This is a genomic window from Rossellomorea oryzaecorticis, assembly GCF_045897515.1.
GTDB classification, from domain to species: Bacteria; Bacillota; Bacilli; order Bacillales; family Bacillaceae_B; genus Rossellomorea; species Rossellomorea enclensis.
This window is the reverse complement of record NZ_JBJOSA010000009.1, coordinates 106,544-124,968: the sequence shown is the minus strand read 5'-3', so window position 1 is coordinate 124,968 and position 18,425 is coordinate 106,544. Positions and strand designations below refer to the sequence as shown.

General features: G+C 44.4%; 17 protein-coding genes and 1 tRNA gene. 1 reads left to right on the top strand and 17 read right to left on the bottom strand.

The genetic code is table 11. From position 1 onward, the window contains the following. Positions 1-116: 116 nt before the first annotated feature. From ACKA06_RS12550 to ACKA06_RS12485, 14 genes are all read right to left on the bottom strand, one after another. A complete protein-coding gene (locus ACKA06_RS12550) occupies positions 117-851 on the bottom strand; it encodes an amino acid ABC transporter ATP-binding protein (RefSeq protein ID WP_411159795.1) in 735 nt (244 codons plus the stop codon). A gap of 21 nt (positions 852-872) precedes the next feature. Next, positions 873-1,520: an amino acid ABC transporter permease gene (locus ACKA06_RS12545; protein ID WP_032087437.1), complete on the bottom strand. Its 648-nt coding sequence runs from the start codon at positions 1,518-1,520 to the stop codon at positions 873-875. Positions 1,521-1,622: 102 nt separating this feature from the next. After that, positions 1,623-2,399, bottom strand: a complete 777-nt coding sequence (locus ACKA06_RS12540) for a transporter substrate-binding domain-containing protein (RefSeq protein ID WP_411159794.1) — start codon at positions 2,397-2,399, stop codon at positions 1,623-1,625. Positions 2,400-2,692: 293 nt separating this feature from the next. Beyond that, positions 2,693-3,277: a ribosome biogenesis GTP-binding protein YihA/YsxC gene (yihA, locus tag ACKA06_RS12535; protein ID WP_411159793.1), complete on the bottom strand. Its 585-nt coding sequence runs from the start codon at positions 3,275-3,277 to the stop codon at positions 2,693-2,695. Beyond that, complete coding sequence (gene lon, locus ACKA06_RS12530; RefSeq protein ID WP_032087434.1) at positions 3,274-5,598, bottom strand: endopeptidase La; 2,325 nt, start codon at positions 5,596-5,598, stop codon at positions 3,274-3,276. Before lon ends, yihA begins: the two co-directional genes overlap by 4 nt. Before the next feature lie 134 nt (positions 5,599-5,732). Next, positions 5,733-7,397: an ATP-dependent protease LonB gene (gene lonB, locus ACKA06_RS12525; protein ID WP_032087433.1), complete on the bottom strand. Its 1,665-nt coding sequence runs from the start codon at positions 7,395-7,397 to the stop codon at positions 5,733-5,735. 497 nt (positions 7,398-7,894) lie between these two features. Further along, complete coding sequence (gene clpX / locus ACKA06_RS12520; protein ID WP_032087432.1) at positions 7,895-9,166, bottom strand: ATP-dependent protease ATP-binding subunit ClpX; 1,272 nt, start codon at positions 9,164-9,166, stop codon at positions 7,895-7,897. A gap of 588 nt (positions 9,167-9,754) precedes the next feature. Continuing rightward, a complete protein-coding gene (gene tig / locus ACKA06_RS12515; RefSeq protein ID WP_058297914.1) occupies positions 9,755-11,038 on the bottom strand; it encodes a trigger factor in 1,284 nt (427 codons plus the stop codon). Positions 11,039-11,199: 161 nt separating this feature from the next. Continuing rightward, positions 11,200-12,210: a tetratricopeptide repeat protein gene (locus ACKA06_RS12510; protein WP_411159792.1), complete on the bottom strand. Its 1,011-nt coding sequence runs from the start codon at positions 12,208-12,210 to the stop codon at positions 11,200-11,202. A 124-nt stretch (positions 12,211-12,334) separates the two neighbouring features. After that, a tRNA-Arg gene (locus ACKA06_RS12505) sits at positions 12,335-12,411 on the bottom strand. A gap of 686 nt (positions 12,412-13,097) precedes the next feature. Further along, positions 13,098-13,601, bottom strand: a complete 504-nt coding sequence (locus ACKA06_RS12500) for a metallophosphoesterase family protein (protein ID WP_411159791.1) — start codon at positions 13,599-13,601, stop codon at positions 13,098-13,100. 15 nt (positions 13,602-13,616) lie between these two features. Beyond that, positions 13,617-14,213, bottom strand: a complete 597-nt coding sequence (locus tag ACKA06_RS12495; protein ID WP_064564441.1) for an XTP/dITP diphosphatase — start codon at positions 14,211-14,213, stop codon at positions 13,617-13,619. A 14-nt stretch (positions 14,214-14,227) separates the two neighbouring features. Beyond that, positions 14,228-14,965 (bottom strand): ribonuclease PH, encoded by a 738-nt coding sequence (gene rph / locus ACKA06_RS12490; protein WP_197671390.1) that lies wholly within the window; start codon positions 14,963-14,965, stop codon positions 14,228-14,230. 123 nt (positions 14,966-15,088) lie between these two features. Beyond that, a complete protein-coding gene (locus ACKA06_RS12485; RefSeq protein ID WP_058297917.1) occupies positions 15,089-16,165 on the bottom strand; it encodes a GerMN domain-containing protein in 1,077 nt (358 codons plus the stop codon). A 109-nt stretch (positions 16,166-16,274) separates the two neighbouring features. Here ACKA06_RS12485 and ACKA06_RS12480 point away from each other — a divergent pair, with 109 nt between their 5' ends. Beyond that, positions 16,275-16,418, top strand: coding sequence for a hypothetical protein (locus tag ACKA06_RS12480; protein ID WP_411159790.1), 144 nt, complete (start codon positions 16,275-16,277; stop codon positions 16,416-16,418). Positions 16,419-16,670: 252 nt separating this feature from the next. Here the strand turns inward: ACKA06_RS12480 and racE are convergent, their stop codons facing one another. The 3 genes from racE to ACKA06_RS12465 form a co-directional block, all read right to left on the bottom strand. After that, positions 16,671-17,471 carry a glutamate racemase gene (gene racE, locus ACKA06_RS12475; protein WP_032087426.1) on the bottom strand — a complete coding sequence of 267 codons (801 nt, stop codon included), beginning with the start codon at positions 17,469-17,471 and terminating at the stop codon, positions 16,671-16,673. Between the two features lie 9 nt (positions 17,472-17,480). Further along, a complete protein-coding gene (locus tag ACKA06_RS12470) occupies positions 17,481-17,939 on the bottom strand; it encodes a MarR family winged helix-turn-helix transcriptional regulator (protein ID WP_032087425.1) in 459 nt (152 codons plus the stop codon). Positions 17,940-18,188: 249 nt separating this feature from the next. Further along, complete coding sequence (locus ACKA06_RS12465) at positions 18,189-18,413, bottom strand: helix-turn-helix domain-containing protein (RefSeq protein ID WP_032087424.1); 225 nt, start codon at positions 18,411-18,413, stop codon at positions 18,189-18,191. Positions 18,414-18,425: the final 12 nt, after the last annotated feature.

Below are 18,425 nucleotides of genomic sequence, written 5' to 3'. Positions count from 1 at the left end.
TGCATGTCCAGGCAGAACATGATAGATGACGAAAGAAAGGATGGAAGAATGAAGCCTGCCCTTCATGCAAATATAGTAAAAGCGCCTCAATGGAATTGAGGCGCTTCACTTAAAACTTATAAGACAGAATCCAGGAACTCCTTGGTTCTTTGCTGTTTAGGACTCGTGAACATTTCTTTTGGATATCCTTCTTCTACGATTTTTCCGTCGTGCATATAGACGACGCGGTCGGCGACTTCGCGGGCGAATCCCATTTCGTGGGTGACCACGACCATCGTCATCCCTTCGAGTGCCAGCTCCTTCATAGTGGCAAGCACTTCCCCTACAAGCTCGGGGTCGAGAGCGGATGTGGGTTCATCAAACAGCATGATATCCGGTTTCATGGCAAGTGCCCTTGCGATGGCGACACGCTGTTTCTGACCTCCAGACAGCTTTGAAGGATAGACATCTTCCTTTTCGGCCAGTCCGACTTTTTTCAGCAGATCCTTTGCATTCTTCCTTGCTTCTGCTTTCGGTACCCGTTTTACGTGAACCGGAGCCTCCATCACATTCTCAAGAACGGTCATATGCGGGAACAGGTAAAAGTGCTGGAATACCATCCCAACCTTTTGGCGGATTTTATTCAGGTCATTTGTATCCTGATTGACTTCCTCCCCTTCAAAAACCACCTTGCCGTTGTCTTTCAGCTCGAGAAAATTCAGGCAGCGGAGCAATGTACTTTTCCCTGATCCGCTGGCCCCGATCAAGCAGACCACTTCACTTTCCCTCACACTCATATCGATATCCTTCAGTACATGTAAATCGCCGAAGGATTTATTCAACTTTTCAACCTTGATCATTTCCTGACTCATATTCATCCCTCCAGAATCGATTTAATCACTGACTGACATACGTTTTTCGATGATGTTCACAATCGTTGAGAATACTAGGACAAGCACGAGGTAGTAGACTGCAACAATCAGCAGGTACGTCATGTAATCGAAGTTATTTGAACCCAATGTCGTTGCGACACTGAAGAGCTCAAACATTCCGATGAAGGAAGCAAGAGATGAATCCTTCAGCGCGATAATAAACTGATTCCCGAGCGGCGGAAGTGCCCTTCTGAATGCCTGGGGAAGGATGATCCTTCTCATCGTCAGTCCATTGCTCATCCCGAGAGAGCGGCCCGCTTCCATCTGACCGCGGTCAATGGATTGGATGGCCCCCCTGAAAATCTCCGCGATATAAGCCCCGTTATGAAAGGCAAGACCCAGGACGACGGACCAGAAGCCGGAAATATTCAGGGCGGTCAGTCCAAAATAGAAAATAAAAATCTGGACGATCAGCGGTGTTCCCCTGACAACAAAGATATATAAATCAGCCAGAAGCTCAAGCGGCTTCACTTTTGAAATCTTTAAAAATGCAAAAAATAGTCCGATGACAATCGCGATCAATACGGATACGACCGTCAATTGGAATGTCAGCAGCATCCCTTTTAAAAAGATGTCATATGTATCTGCAAACGTTTCAAGAAAATGCATGAATGTTCCTCCATTCAATTAATTGCTCATACTGCCCGGATATCATCCGATAAAAAAAGCGAATGTGCACACGAAGCACATTCGCTTTCCATCATGCTGCGCTTACTCTTCCGGATCTGTTGTGATGTCTGTATTGAAGTACTTTTCACTGATTTTTTTAAGCGTTCCATCTTCTCTCAGCTTTTCAAGTGCTTTGTTGATCTCTTCAAGCAGTGCTTCATTGTCCTTGCTGACAGCGATCGCCTGTTTACTGCTTCCGATCAATTCACGTGCTTCAAGTTTCAGGCCTGAAGAAATCGCTTCTTTACCTGTGGCAAAGTCAGTGATGACAGCGTCATGCTTCCCTTTATTCAATGCTTCAAGTGCGACGACATCACTGTCGTACTGCTGGATGTTGTCTGTCACTTCCTTAGCGGTGTCTGCATAAGTAGATCCCTTGGATACCGCGATTTCCTTTCCTTCCAAGTCAGATAGCGTCTGCACGGAACTGTCTGGACGGACAAAGATCTGCGGGCCGGAATAATAATATGGAGTCGAGAAGTTCACTTCTTTCAGTCTATCTTCTGTGATCGTATGACTTGCTACCGCAACATCGAAGCGTCCGGATTTGACTCCTTCAACGATACCTGCAAATTTGAATTTCTTTTGTTCGGGCTCAAGACCCAATTCCTTTGCCACCGCTTCAGCAACGTCGATATCGAATCCTGACATCGTCCCGTCACCCTCGGTAACACTGAATGGTTTGAACTCTCCGGAGGCTGCATACACCAGCTTTCCTTCCTCTACAAGTTTCGCTCCGCTTTCGGTTGTCGCCTTCCCTCCGCATGCGGAAAGAATAAGTACCAATGCCAATACCAGTATACCTGCCAATTTCTTCACTCTTCGAAGTCCCCCTTTAGTATGTATTTCTGTATATCTTTCATAATTGTATCAATAAAATAGAAAATTCTCAAAATTCAAATATAGTTATAATTATGTAAATTAACGCATAATTAAAGGTGACATGAACTGAGCTCAGAATTAAACAAGTATACGGCATATCCCTTTCATATCCTTGATATTGCTTGCTGTCATTAGGTAATTACTCCTCCATATGGGAAATTGCATAAAAAAAGAACTGCTTCAATAGTTAGTTTTTTACTAACGAAGCAGTTCTTTTTTATCATTCAGATTTATCTGTAAAACGATTTAATGGCGTCCCAGGCTTTATCTTTGCCAAGGCCTGTTTCGGAGGAGAACATGATCAGTTCGTCCCCTTCTGCCAGGTTCAGGGATTCCCTGGTGACTTTAAGATGCTTTTGCCATTTGCTTTTTGGTATCTTATCGGCTTTCGTTGCAATGATGATGCAGGGAATGCCGTAATGCTTGAGAAAGTCATACATCATCACGTCATCATTTGACGGAGGATGACGGAGATCCACGATCAGGATGACGGCTCTCAGCTGGTCGCGCGATGTGATATATGTTTCAATCATCTTTCCCCATGCTTCACGTTCCTTCTTGGATACTTTCGCATATCCATATCCCGGCACATCCACATAATAAAGTGTTTCCTCGATTTTATAAAAGTTAAGCGTCTGGGTCTTACCAGGCTTGGATGAAATCCTGGCCATGCTGTTGCGGCCAATCATCTTATTGATGAAGGACGACTTCCCTACATTGGACCTTCCGGCGAGTGCAAACTCCGGCAGGTCCCCTTCAGGATACTGGTCAGGCCTGACGGCACTGATTACTAATTCAACTTGATGTACTTTCACTTCTTTTCACCTACTAATGCTTTCTCTAAGACCTCATCAATGTGGGATACAAGAATGAAAGTTAAATCTTCCCGTACACTTTCGGGGATATCCTCGATGTCTTTCTCGTTATCCTTCGGCAGGATGATCGTTTTGATTCCAGCACGATGGGCGCTTAATGATTTTTCTTTCAAACCTCCGATTGGAAGGACCCTTCCGCGGAGAGTGATTTCACCTGTCATCCCCACTTCCCTGTTGACGAACTTACCTGTCAAGGCGGATACAAGGGCGGTGGTGATGGTGATGCCTGCAGAAGGTCCGTCTTTTGGCACGGCTCCTTCAGGGACGTGGATGTGAATATCCCATTTTTCATGGAATTCTTCATCAATTCCGAGATCCTTCGCCTTGGAACGGACATAACTGAAGGCTGTCTGTGCCGATTCCTTCATGACATCCCCAAGCTTCCCTGTCAGCACAAGCTTTCCTTTACCTGGAGCGAGTGACACTTCAATCTGGAGTGTGTCACCGCCGACCGATGTGTAAGCAAGACCGGTTGAAACACCGATCTGGTTTTCAACTTCAGCCTGTCCATACCGGAATTTTTTCTTGCCGAGGAAGTCTTCGATGTTCCCGCTTGTGATCACGACGCGCTTCTTTTCACCCGATACGATGATCTTCGCCGTTTTCCTGCACAGCGAAGCAAGCTGACGCTCTAGGCTCCTGACACCCGCTTCACGTGTATAATAACGGACGATATCAACGATCGCTTCATCCCTGACCTGAAGTTGATTCTTAGTCAGTCCATGTTCCTTGATCTGCTTTGTCAATAGATGATGCTTCGCGATATTCATCTTCTCAAGCTCTGTATAGCCTGCAATCGTGATGATTTCCATACGGTCCCTGAGCGGCCCTGGTATCGTGGACAGATCATTTGCCGTTGCCAGGAACATCACCTTCGACAGATCATATGTCTCTTCGATGTAGTGGTCACTGAAATTGGCGTTCTGTTCCGGATCGAGCACCTCGAGCATCGCTGAAGAAGGATCTCCCCTGAAATCACTGGACATCTTATCGATTTCATCAAGAAGGAAGACCGGATTCACTGTCCCGGCTTTTTTCATCCCCTGGATGATACGGCCCGGCATCGCACCTACATAGGTACGGCGATGACCCCTGATTTCAGACTCATCCCTTACCCCCCCGAGCGAAACGCGGACAAAGTTACGTCCGAGAGATTCAGCGACAGAACGTGCAAGACTTGTTTTCCCCACTCCAGGAGGTCCTGCAAGACAAAGGATCGGGCCTTTTAATGATTTCGTCAGCTGCTGGACAGCCAGATATTCCAATACTCTCTCTTTTACTTTCTCAAGACCGTAATGATCGCGATTCAGAATCATTTCTGAACGCTTGATGTCGAGCTGGTCTTTGGTCTCCGTAGACCATGGAAGGGAAACGAGCCACTCGATGTAATTTCTGATAACGGAGCTTTCCGCAGAACTTGAAGGGACCTTTTCATATCGTGCCAGTTCTTTCAAAGCGGTCTGTTCCACTTCTTCAGGCATATTTGCCTGTTCGATCTTGGAAGTAAGGTCTTCGACTTCACCGGTCTTTCCCTCTTTATCCCCGAGCTCTTTCTGGATTGCCTTCATCTGTTCGCGGAGATAATATTCTTTCTGCGTCCGTTCCATCGAACGCTTCACCCGCTGACCGATCTTCTTTTCCAGACTCAGGACTTCTTTTTCATTATTAATGGTTTCAATCACCATTTGAAGACGCTTCTTGATATCGAGTATTTCCAGGACGGCCTGCTTTTCCTTCATCTTCAACGGAAGATGGGAAGCGACGATATCGGCAAGCCTTCCAGGTTCATCAATATCGGAGACGGTGGAATATGTTTCTGCAGATACTTTCTTGGAAAGCTTTATGTATTGCTCGAAATAATTCAATAATGTTCTCATCAGTGCATCTGTTTCTGATTCCTTTTCGATTGGATCATGGAGTTCTTCCACTTCCACCTCATAAAAGTCTTCTTCTTTCGTAAAGGCAGTGATCGATGCACGATTCAATCCCTCCACAAGGACGCGGATCGTCCCATTAGGCAATTTCAGCATCTGCTTTACTTTGGTCAGTGTCCCCATTTCATAAAAATCTTCTTGTTCAGGCTCATCTATATTCATATCTTTTTGTGTTGTTAAGAAAATTAAATGGTTATCCATCATGGCTTTTTCCAAAGCCTGTACGGAGCGCTCACGGCCTACATCTAAATGCAAGACCATAGTAGGAAATACGAGTAAGCCTCTTAATGGAAGGAGGGGAACCGTTATTTTATTCTGCTTTGCCAAATCTAACACCTCCAAAATTAGGCTCTTAGCCTTTGTACAATTCTAACTTATTTACTAGGTAGTGTCTATTAAATAGATGTTCCAAGCGATACTCAATAACAAACCGATTCGGATGGAACCGAATCGGCCATGATCTAAACGCTTTTTTTATTCGGTTCGTTCAAAATCGCTGTATCAGATGTGCTGATCTGGTCTTTGACCAATGCCAAATCGAGGACTTCCTTCAGATGTTTGACAGGAATTACTTCAATCCCTTCAATCTCATCTATCATGGACTGCTGATTTTCGTGAGGGATGATAGCCATTTCGGCACCTGCAAGCTTAGCAGCTTTCACTTTCGGAAATACGCCGCCGACAGGTTTCACGAATCCATGGATGCTGATTTCCCCGGTTAATGCCAGGTTATGTTTGACCGGGATCCTGTATATTGCAGAATAAATGCCGAGTGCCATTGCAATTCCGGCGGAAGGTCCGTCAACCGGGATCCCGCCCGGGAAGTTGACATGAATATCATATTGATCTGCCGGCACGCCCATTGAGCGAAGGACCGTGATGACATTTTCAATCGATCCCTTGGCCATACTTTTGCGGCGGATCGACTTACTGCGGTCGCCGATGCTTTCTTCCTCTACGATGCCCGTTACATTGATAGTTCCTTTATCCTGTGCAGGGATGACGGTTACTTCGATCTCAAGAAGCGATCCCGTATTCGGGCCTGTCACAGCAAGGCCGTTCACAACCCCTATCGTTGCTTCTTCACTGATTTTCTTTTCATAGCGCGGCGTCAGCTGACTTGACTGAATGATCCACTCCAGCTCATGATCAAAAATTTCAATTCTGTTTTCATTGATTGCTACACCAGCAGCGATCTGCACCATGTTCACTGCTTCCCGTCCATTCCGGGAATAAGATGCAAGAGTATTGAGCCCCTTTTCACTGATCTTCATCTTGATCTTATCTACAGCGCGGGCTGCAACCTTCTTTACTTCATCCTGCTCCAGCTCCCTGAAGAACACTTCCATGCAGCGGGAACGGATGGCAGGCGGTATTTCATTTGGTGTCCGGGTGGTGGCTCCGATCAAACGGAAATCCGCGGGAAGGCCATTTTTGAAAATATCATGTATGTGAGTCGGAATTTGATGATTTTCTTCATTGTAATAAGCACTTTCAAGGAAAACTTTACGGTCTTCGAGAACTTTTAATAGTTTATTCATCTGAATTGGGTGTAATTCCCCTATTTCATCAATAAATAATACGCCCCCGTGCGCATTTGTCACGGCTCCCTGTTTCGGCTGCGGAATACCTGCCTGGCCCATGGCTCCTGCACCTTGATAAATGGGATCATGGACAGAACCGATTAATGGATCGGCTATGCCTCTTTCATCGAATCGGGCAGTAGTCGCATCCAATTCCACAAAGACGGCGCTTGATTTGAATGGGGACTTGAAGTTCTTTTTGGCTTCTTCCAGTACAAGGCGGGCAGCAGCCGTTTTACCCACACCGGGAGGCCCATAGATGATTACATGTTGGGGATTCGGACTGCACAAGGCAGCCTTCAATGCTTTGATTCCATCTTCCTGTCCGATGATATCATCGAAGCTCGTCGGCCTTACTTTTTCAGCGAGAGGTTCTGTCAACGAGATGGATCTCATCTTTCGCAGTTCTTCCATTTCCTTTTTTGATTCGCGGTCGATGGTCACTTTCTGATTGCGTTGATTTTTGAGAAGGTTCCAGAAGTACAATCCAATGATGATTCCGAAGAATAATTGGATAAATAAAGCGATGCTAGTAAAGCTCATTCGTCTCCCTCCAAGTAGATACAAGTTGTTACGGGTTAGTATCTCCTTGAGGTTGTGGGAATAAACAAAAAAATTTCGGCCTTTAGGACGGGGCAAATTCAGTTTAGAATCTACATAGTCCGTGGATTTCCGCTGCAGGTGCTCGCTTTCCGCGAGGCGGGCGGTGAGCCTCCTCGTCGCTGCGCTCCTGCGGGTAAGAAAAGTGGAGAGGCTTTGCTCAGAGGCGGGTGGCATAAGGCGAATTGGCCACGAAGGCGTTTTTTTGCCTTCTTGGCCGATTTGACTTATGACATGTGCCTCTAAGCCCCGGAGCTGGACAAGTCTCACCTGTCCCGCATATCCCGCAGGAGTCGAGCACCTTCCGCTTCAATCCACTCTGTACTGTTATTTTTGCATCCATCTTAAATATTTATTTTTGTTATTCTTATTTATTAAAAATTAAAGATTAAATGAAACAAAGCCCGGAATGATAAATCATTCCGGGCTTTGAAAAGCTATTAAGCAGATGTTTTTTCTTCGTTTGGATCGATGACTGTGCCGTCTTCGAGAACGAGCTGCGGTGATGCATCTTCGAGAATCGTTTCTTTAGTGATGATACATTTTTTGATATCGTCACGGGAAGGAAGATCGAACATCACATCAAGCATCATGGTCTCGATGATGGAACGAAGCCCGCGGGCACCAGTTTTGCGCTCGATTGCTTTTTTCGAAATTTCAAGCAGAGCATCGTCTGTGAATTCCAATTCAACATCATCAAGTTCAAGCATTTTTTGATATTGTTTCACTAATGCATTTTTAGGTTTTGTCAGAATTTCAACCAATGCTTCTTCATCAAGCGGTTCAAGACTTGAAATCACTGGAAGACGCCCGATGAATTCAGGAATCAGACCGAATTTCAATAAGTCTTCAGGTACCACTTTAGAAAGAAGTGACTTATCTTCTTTCACTTCGGCATTTTTAGGGTCGGAACCGAAACCGATGACCTTTTGGCCAAGGCGGCGTTTAATGATTTGTTCAATGCCATCAAATGCACCTCCGCAAATGAACAGGACATTGGACGTATCGATTTGAATAAATTCCTGATGAGGATGCTTACGCCCTCCTTGTGGCGGCACGCTTGCAACCGTTCCTTCCAGAATTTTCAATAGCGCCTGTTGTACGCCTTCCCCGGAAACATCTCTAGTGATGGAAGGATTCTCTGATTTTCTTGCCACTTTATCAATTTCATCGATGTAGATAATGCCTTTTTCAGCTTTCTCCACATCATAATCAGCAGCCTGGATCAGCTTTAATAGAATGTTCTCAACATCTTCACCAACATAGCCGGCTTCTGTAAGAGAAGTAGCATCAGCAATTGCAAATGGAACATTCAGGATACGGGCAAGAGTTTGAGCAAGCAATGTCTTACCGCTCCCTGTAGGCCCGATCATGGCGATATTACTTTTAGAAAGTTCCACATCATCCACTTTGCTGCTGGAGTTGATGCGTTTGTAGTGATTATAAACGGCAACGGCCAGCGACTTTTTAGCCTGATCCTGTCCGATGACGTATTCATCGAGGATTTCACGGATTTCCTTCGGTTTAGGAACGTCCTTGAATTCCACTTCTTCTTCTGTACCAAGCTCTTCTTCTACGATTTCCGTGCAGAGCTCGATGCATTCGTCACAGATGTATACACCTGGTCCTGCTACTAATTTACGCACTTGATCCTGCGTTTTTCCGCAAAAAGAACATTTCAGCTGTCCTTTTTCATCGTTAAATTTAAACAATGCCTTTCACCCCTTCATTAATACTTCTTGAATCCATTTGATAATGGACGACCGAGAACTTGCTATCTTCTCCACTAAGTTATGTATTGCATTTTAACACAGTATATGTTCGCGAAAAAATTATACGATTCTTAAGAATCATCTTATTATGTATCGGACATTTTAGCAAATATTTTACTTAAATGTTTTTATGTATTTGTTAATGAAAGAAGAGTTGCAAGTATGTGGTTTAAATTTGTCCCTGCTATTAAGGTTTGTCCATATTTGCAGGTTATTATTCTTTTTTCCTCTGTTGAAAATCTTTAAACGATATTTTGTTCTTATATTGACGCTGTTGATTTCCGTGCAAGACTTCGCTTTCCGCGGGCGGTTGGTGAGCCTCCGGGTAGAAAAACGGAAGGGCTTTGCCCAGAGGCAATTGGCCACTTCTCCCCCAGGAGTCTCGTCCTGCACTCTAATCAAAAACTGGAAAAGCCTAATAACAATTACATGCTTCAAAATATGTTATGTATGAACCATACTATCTAAGATGACTTCTTTTAATTGTACAAAACAAGGCGCGAATCGCGCCTTGTTTTGTATTTATTATTATGCTTCTTTGCTGTTATCAACAAGGAATTCGAGTGCTTTGCGTACTTTAAGGTCCGCTTTAAGTGTATCAAGTCCGCCTAGGGCCTGCTTGATGTTGTCAGCTGACATGTTGTACTGCTCAGCCATTTTATTCACTTCTTCTTCAGCTTCTTCATCAGAAACTTCAAGATTTTCAGCTGCAGCAATTGCTTCAAGAGTCAAGTTCGTGCGTACACGCTTGCCGGCATCTTCAGTCATTTGTGCGCGAAGATCTTCTTCTGTCTGACCAGAGAATTGGAAGTAAAGATCAAGGTTCATACCTTGCATTTGAAGGCGTTGACCGAACTCTTGCATCATGCGGTCCACTTCACTGTTAACCATTACTTCTGGGATTTCAACTTCTGCATTTTCTGAAGCTTTTTCTACAAGCGCTTCGCGAACTGCTGTTTCAGCTTCGTTCTTCTTGGATTCTTGAAGGCGCTTTTCGATTTTTTCTTTTAGTTCAGCCAATGTTTCAACTTCTTCGTCAGCATCTTTAGCGAATTCATCGTCTAAAGCAGGAAGTTCTTTTGTTTTGATTTCGTGAAGTTTCACTTTGAACGTTGCAGCTTTTCCTGCAAGCTCAGCAGCATGGTATTCTTCAGGGAATGTAACTTCTACTTCCTTCTCTTCACCAGCAGCCGCTCCAACTAGTTGCTCTTCGAAACCTGGAATGAATTGTCCAGAACCGAGTTCTAGAGAGTAGTTTTCAGCTTGTCCGCCTTCGAACGCTTCACCGTCAACGAATCCTTCGAAATCCATTGTCACTGTGTCGCCTTCTTCAGCTTTTCCTTCTTCTTTCACAACAAGCTCGGCTTGTTTTTCTTGAAGAGAAGTAAGTTCAGCTTCAACGTCTTCAGCTTTTACTTCAGCATCCATTTTTTCTACTTCAAGACCTTTGTAGTCTCCAAGTTTCACTTCAGGCTTTACCTGAACCTTCGCAGTGAAGATCAAGTCTTTGCCTTTTTCCATTTGCTCAACATCGATTTCAGGGCGGTCGATTGGCTCGATACCTGTTTCTTCGATTGCTTGAGCATATGCATCAGGTAAGATGAAGTCAAGTGCATCCTGGTATAGTGCTTCTACGCCGAAGCGTTTTTCGAACATACCGCGAGGCATTTTACCTTTACGGAATCCTGGTACATTTACTTGTTTTACAACTTTTTTGAATGCAGCGTCCAAACCTTCGTTCACTTTCGCAGCATCTACTTCGATTGTAAGTACTCCTTGGTTACCTTCTTGCTTTTCCCATTTTGCAGACATACTGTTCCCTCCAACAATCTATATTTGATTCAAATTTTTTACGCATAGTAGTAGATAGTCCTTTGTATAAATCTAGCACTATCATCGTAAATATATAAAAATCTATTCTATTGCAACCATTATATTATAACATACAGCCTCATTCTTTCAACAGAGAGCATTTAAATTGTGGGTGAAGAAATTTCCTCTAGGGCATTCAGTTGTTCCATAAGGTTCTCGCATTCACCGCAGTGTTCCATTTCAACGTTCAATTCTTCAAGCAGAATCGAATCCGCGAACATTTTCGCTGCAGCACTTGCATAAACCATGGCGATATTCCCTGGCTCCTCTTGCATCTCTAATGGATACAGCAGAAAACAATGCCTCTTTACCAGTTCCAGCGCATGTTGATATAAAGTTGGATTGCGCTGCGAAAGCAGCTCTTCCAATTCTTCAGCCAAGTTCTTAAACGTTTCTGTCTCAAAAACATCCTGAAGTTCCGAAGGTGTCACCTTCACTTCCGTGTTCAGTTTAATTATTGAAATTTCCTTATCATATCCGTGTTCCCGCAGTACATTCAGGATCATCGATTGTAAAAAAGGATGAGTGTTCCCTTCCCTTAAGCAGGACAACAGTTCCTGCAGGTAGGGACGGATATTTTGATGTACGAGCTGTGCGGCTATCAGCGTCTGTTCCTCAAGGCTTTTATCTTTTAAAATCGAGGTCTCTGGAACCTCGGATTCTTCATCCATCCGGGAGACGGGTTCTTTTCCATCAAGGACTTTCTCGCTGAAGTGCAAAAGCTTCTTGAAATGCTCTTCTTTCTCGAATGGCACTTCTTTTTCATCGAAGAGAGCGTGGATCGTATCGACGACATCTTGATGCTGATGCAGCTGAATAAGGATCATCAAGTACATATCGACCACCTCGAAGTATTCCCCGATCCCTTCTAGGAGCATTTCTTTGCAGATCACTTTCGCTTCGTCATATTGTTTGTTTTCATAAAGAGCCAATACCAGCGCCGTATTGATATCGGGATTTTCTGGATCCATTTCATACGCCTGGGTCAAAAGGTCGGCTGATTCCTGTATTTCACCATTTTCGAGGGCTTGTACGCCCTTTTCAAGAAGCCTCTCCTTCAATCCTGGAAATTGCAGGACCTTCCCTTTTTCCTCATTGTTTTTATTTGTCATAGTTAGTACCCCTATACGTAATAAAGATGGTAATAGTGTAGCATGAGAGATTGGAGAAAACAAAGATAAGCCCAAATAGAAAAAAAGCCTGCCGGATCGGCAGACTTAGTGTATGTAAGATTAGTGGCGTCCCAGAAGAGATTCGAACTCCCGACCTACAGTTTAGGAAACTGTTGCTCTATCCTGCTGAGCTACTGGGACATGATCTATATAACAGGATAACTCAGAGAAGATCAGTTATCAAGCGATATATTCGGATAAAAAAAAGATACCCCACAACCAGGCTGTGTCAGTATCCCTTATTTGTCAAACCCTGTGATGTCAAGGTATGTATGTAATGATAGTGGCGTCCCAGGAGAGATTCGAACTCCCGACCGACGGCTTAGCTTACCACTATGACTTTCGGCACCAGCATGGAGTCGCTGTTTGTGGTCTGGACTATATCTTCACCATTTCAGGTGCGACACGTGTAGTCTCTACGGAACCTCACGATGCTATAAGCATAATACAGAATCTCTACCGTTAAACCATTCGAGATTCTTTCACCAAATTGGTCGTAAGTTTCCTCGGTATTACCATCAGCATTATCTGTTAAGGCTTCACCGATATAGTGTCGTCCACTCTATAGGTTTCTGTTTCCCTAATAGAGGCTCCTATTCTTGAAGGCCGTTGCTCTATCCTGCTGAGCTACTGGGACGTGTTTTTTAAGGACAATATTTATTATATTCACATAGCATATAGAAGTCAATACATTTTCAAAAAAAGTTTATTAACTGTTTTTATCATCTTCCATCCACTTCACCATTTCATTATATCCTTTTCTTTCCTCTAAGAAAAGAAAAAAAGAACCTCCTAATGAAAGAAGGCTCCCTTTTCAAATCAGAACACTATATTCTGAACTCCTGTTCCTCAACCAGTTCATGTTCATGGGTCAAGAATTGCACCTTAATCGAATGATCAGAAGCATCGACCAAAGCGTACGTCCGCTCCTGTCTCCCGCGCGGCAGAAGGATACTTCCCGGATTCAGGAAAAGAGTGCCGCCCGCGATCTCGGCTCCGAGCGTATGGGAATGCCCGAAAAAGACGAATTTGGCACCCGACTCCTCTGCTTTATACCGCAGCTTCATCAAGGACATCTTGATTCCATATAAATGTCCGTGAGTAACGAGGATCGTCTCTCCGTCGACTTCTTCGATCAGATCTTCGGGCAGACGGGCATCCATGTCACAATTTCCGCGAACAGCCAGGTAAGGTGTAAGAGCGGCATCATCGGCACTGAGTTCCGAATCACCGCAGTGAATCATTGCGTTTACTTCACCGTCATATTTCTCAGCCAGCTCTTTAATCTCACTTTTCGAACCATGGCTGTCGCTGACAACTAAAAGCTTCATCTTCTTATCACCCTTTTAAACAAAGTCCTTGATCATTGGCCTCAATTTTTCAAGAGCATTGCCCCGGTGACTGATTCTGCTTTTCTCTTCCTGTGTGAGTTCAGCCATCGACCTGCCGAGCGAAGGGACGAAAAAGATCGGATCATAGCCGAACCCGTTGCTTCCCCGTCGTTCCTGGAGAATCTGCCCTTCGCATGTGCCGTTTACCGTGCGCGTCTCCATATGGGGTCCCGCAATCGCCAGCACACAATGGAATCTTGCATTTCTTTCACCGCCGGGGACATCTTTTAATTCCGCCAGGACCTTGTCCATATTGGCCTCATCATTTTTTTCTTCACCGGCATATCTTGCCGAGTAAACCCCCGGTCTTCCTTCCAATGCATCGATCGCCAAACCGGAATCATCAGCAATCACCAGTACACCGAGCTCTTTCGCTACTGTTTCTGCTTTCAAAATCGCGTTCTCTTCAAAAGTCGTTCCTGTTTCTTCGACATCCTCGATATGAGGCATGTCTAGTAGTGTTTGTACCTCATAACCGTGGGGAGCAAACATATTCTGAAATTCCTTTGCTTTTCCTTGATTCCTGGTCGCGATTATTACCTTCTTTGTCATAACTGCACCCGCCTTTATTGGATTCTTTGGGCGATTTCCCCAAGTGCATTTTTTTGCATCTCGAACAATTCCTGAATTCCTTCCTGTCCAAGCTCCAGCATTTCATGGAGCTGATTCATTGTGAACGTAGCTTCTTCACCTGTACCCTGCAGCTCAACGAATTCCCCTTCGCCGGTCATGATGATATTCATGTCCACAAGTGCTTTGCTGTCTTCAATATAATTTAGGTCGAGTACAGAACCATGTTCTTCTATGATTCCTACACTTGTCGCTGCCAAATAGCTTTTCAGCGGGAAACGGGCGATTTTTTTGCTGTCCTGTAATTTCCCAAGTGCTATCGCCATTGCGACGAATGCCCCTGTAATGGAAGCGGTTCTTGTTCCTCCGTCCGCCTGAATGACATCACAATCAATCCAGATCGTCCTTTCTCCAATCGCATCCAGATCCACGACCGCCCTCAAGGCGCGTCCGATCAAGCGTTGAATTTCCATCGTCCGTCCTGAAATCTTGCCTTTCGAAGATTCACGGATATTTCTCGATTCCGTCGCCCTCGGCAGCATGGAATACTCTGCTGTAATCCAGCCTTTGCCGCTGTTTCTCAAAAAAGGAGGCACCCTGTCTTCGATGCTTGCGTTACAGATCACCTTTGTATTCCCCACCGTGATTAGCACAGATCCTTCTGGATGCATCACATATCCTGTTTCGATTTTCACTTCACGCAATTGATTCTTTTCTCTTCCATCTGCTCTCATATTTATCCTCCTGTATAGATCGTTTTCATTCATATGTATATATTCCTTCTCAAAAGAAGAAGAGGCGGCATCAGCCAACCTCTTTTTTCATGATTCTATAATAGTATATCAAAAAATGATCATTTAAAAACTAATTGCATTAACATTTTCAGGGCGGGTGACCGGCTCTGTGACAGGTTCACCGTCTTTGCTCACGGTTGTCGCTTCACCTTCCACCAGCACCGATACCCCTTTGATTCCTTTTTGTTCTGTCAATGAAAGGACCAGTGAATTCAGCATATGTTCGGAGACAACCTTTTCTTCGAGGCTTCCGTAAACCGCTTCATTGAAATTCAGCGTCACTGTCCCATCTTTCAAGGACGGATCATCCAGAAGTTCTGCACCAGTGAAATCACTGGCTAGAGATGAACCGTATCCAGGGCCTTCGATCAGTTCCTGTACCACGGCTTTCACTTCATCCGATTCATTCGAGCTTACACGCTTGGTCACAGGAACATAGTACGTCCCGGAATCAGTCTGCGACACATAATAAACGGTTACCGGCTTTGTACTCGTAGGATCCGCGACTCCGCTCGTATCCACATTGATCCCCATTTTCCTCGATAATCCGGATTCATCGATCGGCGTGCCGTTAACAGGCATTTCCGTTAATGGATACCCGTTCACACGAAGCTCGACTTTTTCTACCGAGTCGAATTGAGTCAGGGTCCATGTGACGGATTGCAGGATCTTCTGCTCATCTTCAGGCTGGTAGTTATTGAACTCAGGAGAGAAATCCGCTATCGCTTTGCCGTCCTTGATGTCGACCGTCACCTGGGTATCCGCAGGCAGTACAGCCCGGAAACCATTTGGAAGGACATTCTCTACAGGACCGTTTTTCACCAGATATTCAAGTGCCTGCTTGGCAACACTCTCATTGTTGGGAAGCGGCAGTGACTGCGAGACCACATACCCGTTTTTATCGATGAGATACAGTTCTGTCATGACTGTTTCCTCGGCAGCTTCCTCTTTGCCTGCCGTTTCTTTCCCTTCCCCTTCTTTCTTAGCGGTATCTACCTTTTCACCTTCTTTTAAGTAAGAAACATCCTGCGGCGGATCGATCTTTTCTTTATCCCCGAAACTTAACAGCCCGCACCCTGAAAGATACACAGAAGATGCTAACACCGTTACAGCAATTGAAACTTTCGCTTTTTTTGACATCGTGAAACCTCCTAAAAGACAGTTTGTACTACATATATACGAGCCCCTGTCCAGAAATAGACCGAAACTTTTTAGAAATGAAGACAAACTTTTTCAGGAGATTACAGAAATGGAAATGACAATGATGAAAGCGCTGAATAATCCGGAACGAGTATTGAAGAAAAACAGCATATTCACAACTGTTTATCCTTATAAGCGGACAAATACAATCCCTTTGGACACCGAATTTCTTATTGCTGTGTATTTCATCTGAAATACTTTGAAAATCCGTTAAGGAAACAAGGAGTATTATCGAAAATGAAGAATTAATTAGATCGTAAATTTAAAGTTTATTATCGATTATCGACTTTTTATTATCGAGAATTTTCTTATAAGCCTCGTTATTATTGAAAATGGTCTGTTAATACCAAAAGGGTTAATTTCATTTCAAACAGCAATGTTTATTATCAAAATGACGAGAGACATCCGCGACCAAGGAAAAAATAAAACCATCCAGCCAAGACACTCAGTCTTGAAGCCGGATGGTTTCAGCGCGGATTTCACCTATATTCAGCCAATCAGAGGCAATTTGTGAAAAAAGAAAAGATGAACCCGTCGTGAAGAATCGGTGCTCGGGCACTTTGATCCCTCTGTATAATAGGTTGTAGTAGTCCAGGATCGTGCTGATTTCCCTGGCCGTCTCGTCACCTGAACTTATGACACTGACCGCATTCCCCATATACTCCTGAATTTTCGACTGCAGGAGCGGGTAGTGCGTGCAGCCCAGGATCAAGGTGTCAATATCCGAATCCTTCATGGTAGAGAGTGTCTCCTCCACGATGCGATCGGCAGTGGGGCTGTTATACTCGCCGCTTTCCACTAGAGGGACAAATTTCGGACAGGCAAGAGGGCTTACCTCAAGGCTTCCGTGCAGCGAGTGCAGTGCTTCTTCGTACGCCCCGCTGTTTATGGTCCCGATGGTTCCGAGCACCCCGATTTTTCTGTTGTACGTGTGCTTGATTGCAGCTCTCGCACCCGGATGGATGACTCCAATGACCGGGATATCCAATTGAGTCTGGATTTCATCCAATACGACTGCAGTCGCAGTATTGCAGGCAATGATGAGCATCTTCATATCGTACTGCAGCAGATACTCCGTCATCTGCCAGGTGAATTCCTTCACTTCTTCTGCCGACCGGGGTCCGTATGGACATCTTGCTGTATCACCCAGATAATAGATGGTTTCCTTAGGCAGTTGACGCATGACCTCTTTTGCGACAGTCAGTCCGCCAACACCCGAATCTATGATGCCTATCGGTTGAATCACTTTATTCCCTCACTCTGGTTTCATTTCTTGGTGCAGTTTTGCCAAGTTCCTTTTCAAACCTTCTACTTCTTCCTGTGAAAAATCTTCAAGGACACTTTGTAAATAATTCTGCCTTTTTTCAATGACTTCCTCAATAATTCTTTCGCCCTCTTTTAACATATGAATGCGGACGACCCGTCGGTCATTCTCATCCTTGACTCTTTCGACCAATTCATTCTTTTCCATGCGGTCGACCAGGTCCGTCGTTGTACTGCAGGCAAGATACATCTTATTGGAAAGGTCGCCGATCGTCATGTCACCGTATTCAAACAACCATTGAAGCGCTATGAATTGAGGCGGCGTAAGCGTGTACTGGCTTAAAATTTCACGCCCCTTTTGTTTAATGATGGAAGATATGTAACGCAGGTCTTTTTCTATATCTGCTACCACCTGTACATCTGCTTTCAACTTGATTTCTTCTTTATTCATGAACGAATTCTCCTTTGACTGACTAGTACTAATCTAACATGTTCTCGTATACTTCTAAGGATTCACCATCGCCGATCGATAGCCAATTCCGGATAAGTCTTACTAGCATTTTCTCTTTTTCCCGGGGAAATTTCAAGAAAAGAAAGGATGCAGGTTCAGTATACCACTAAACTAAAAGAGACTGACTCTTACTTGGACAATAACGGTGAAATAACCCGGATTATTGTTCATAAGAATCAGCCCCTTACTTTAAAGCTTGAGTTCCCCCATGCGAAGAAGCTCTACAACTGCCTGTGAGCGCCCCTTCACTCCAAGCTTTTGCATGGCGTTGGAAATATGATTTCGAACTGTTTTTTCGCTGATGAAAAGATCACTAGCAATCTCTTTCGTTGTTTTATCCTGGACTAACAGCTCGAATACTTCTTTTTCTCTCTTTGTGAGCAACGGTTTGTGTGTAAAATCATTGTCCTTCAATTATGGTAACCC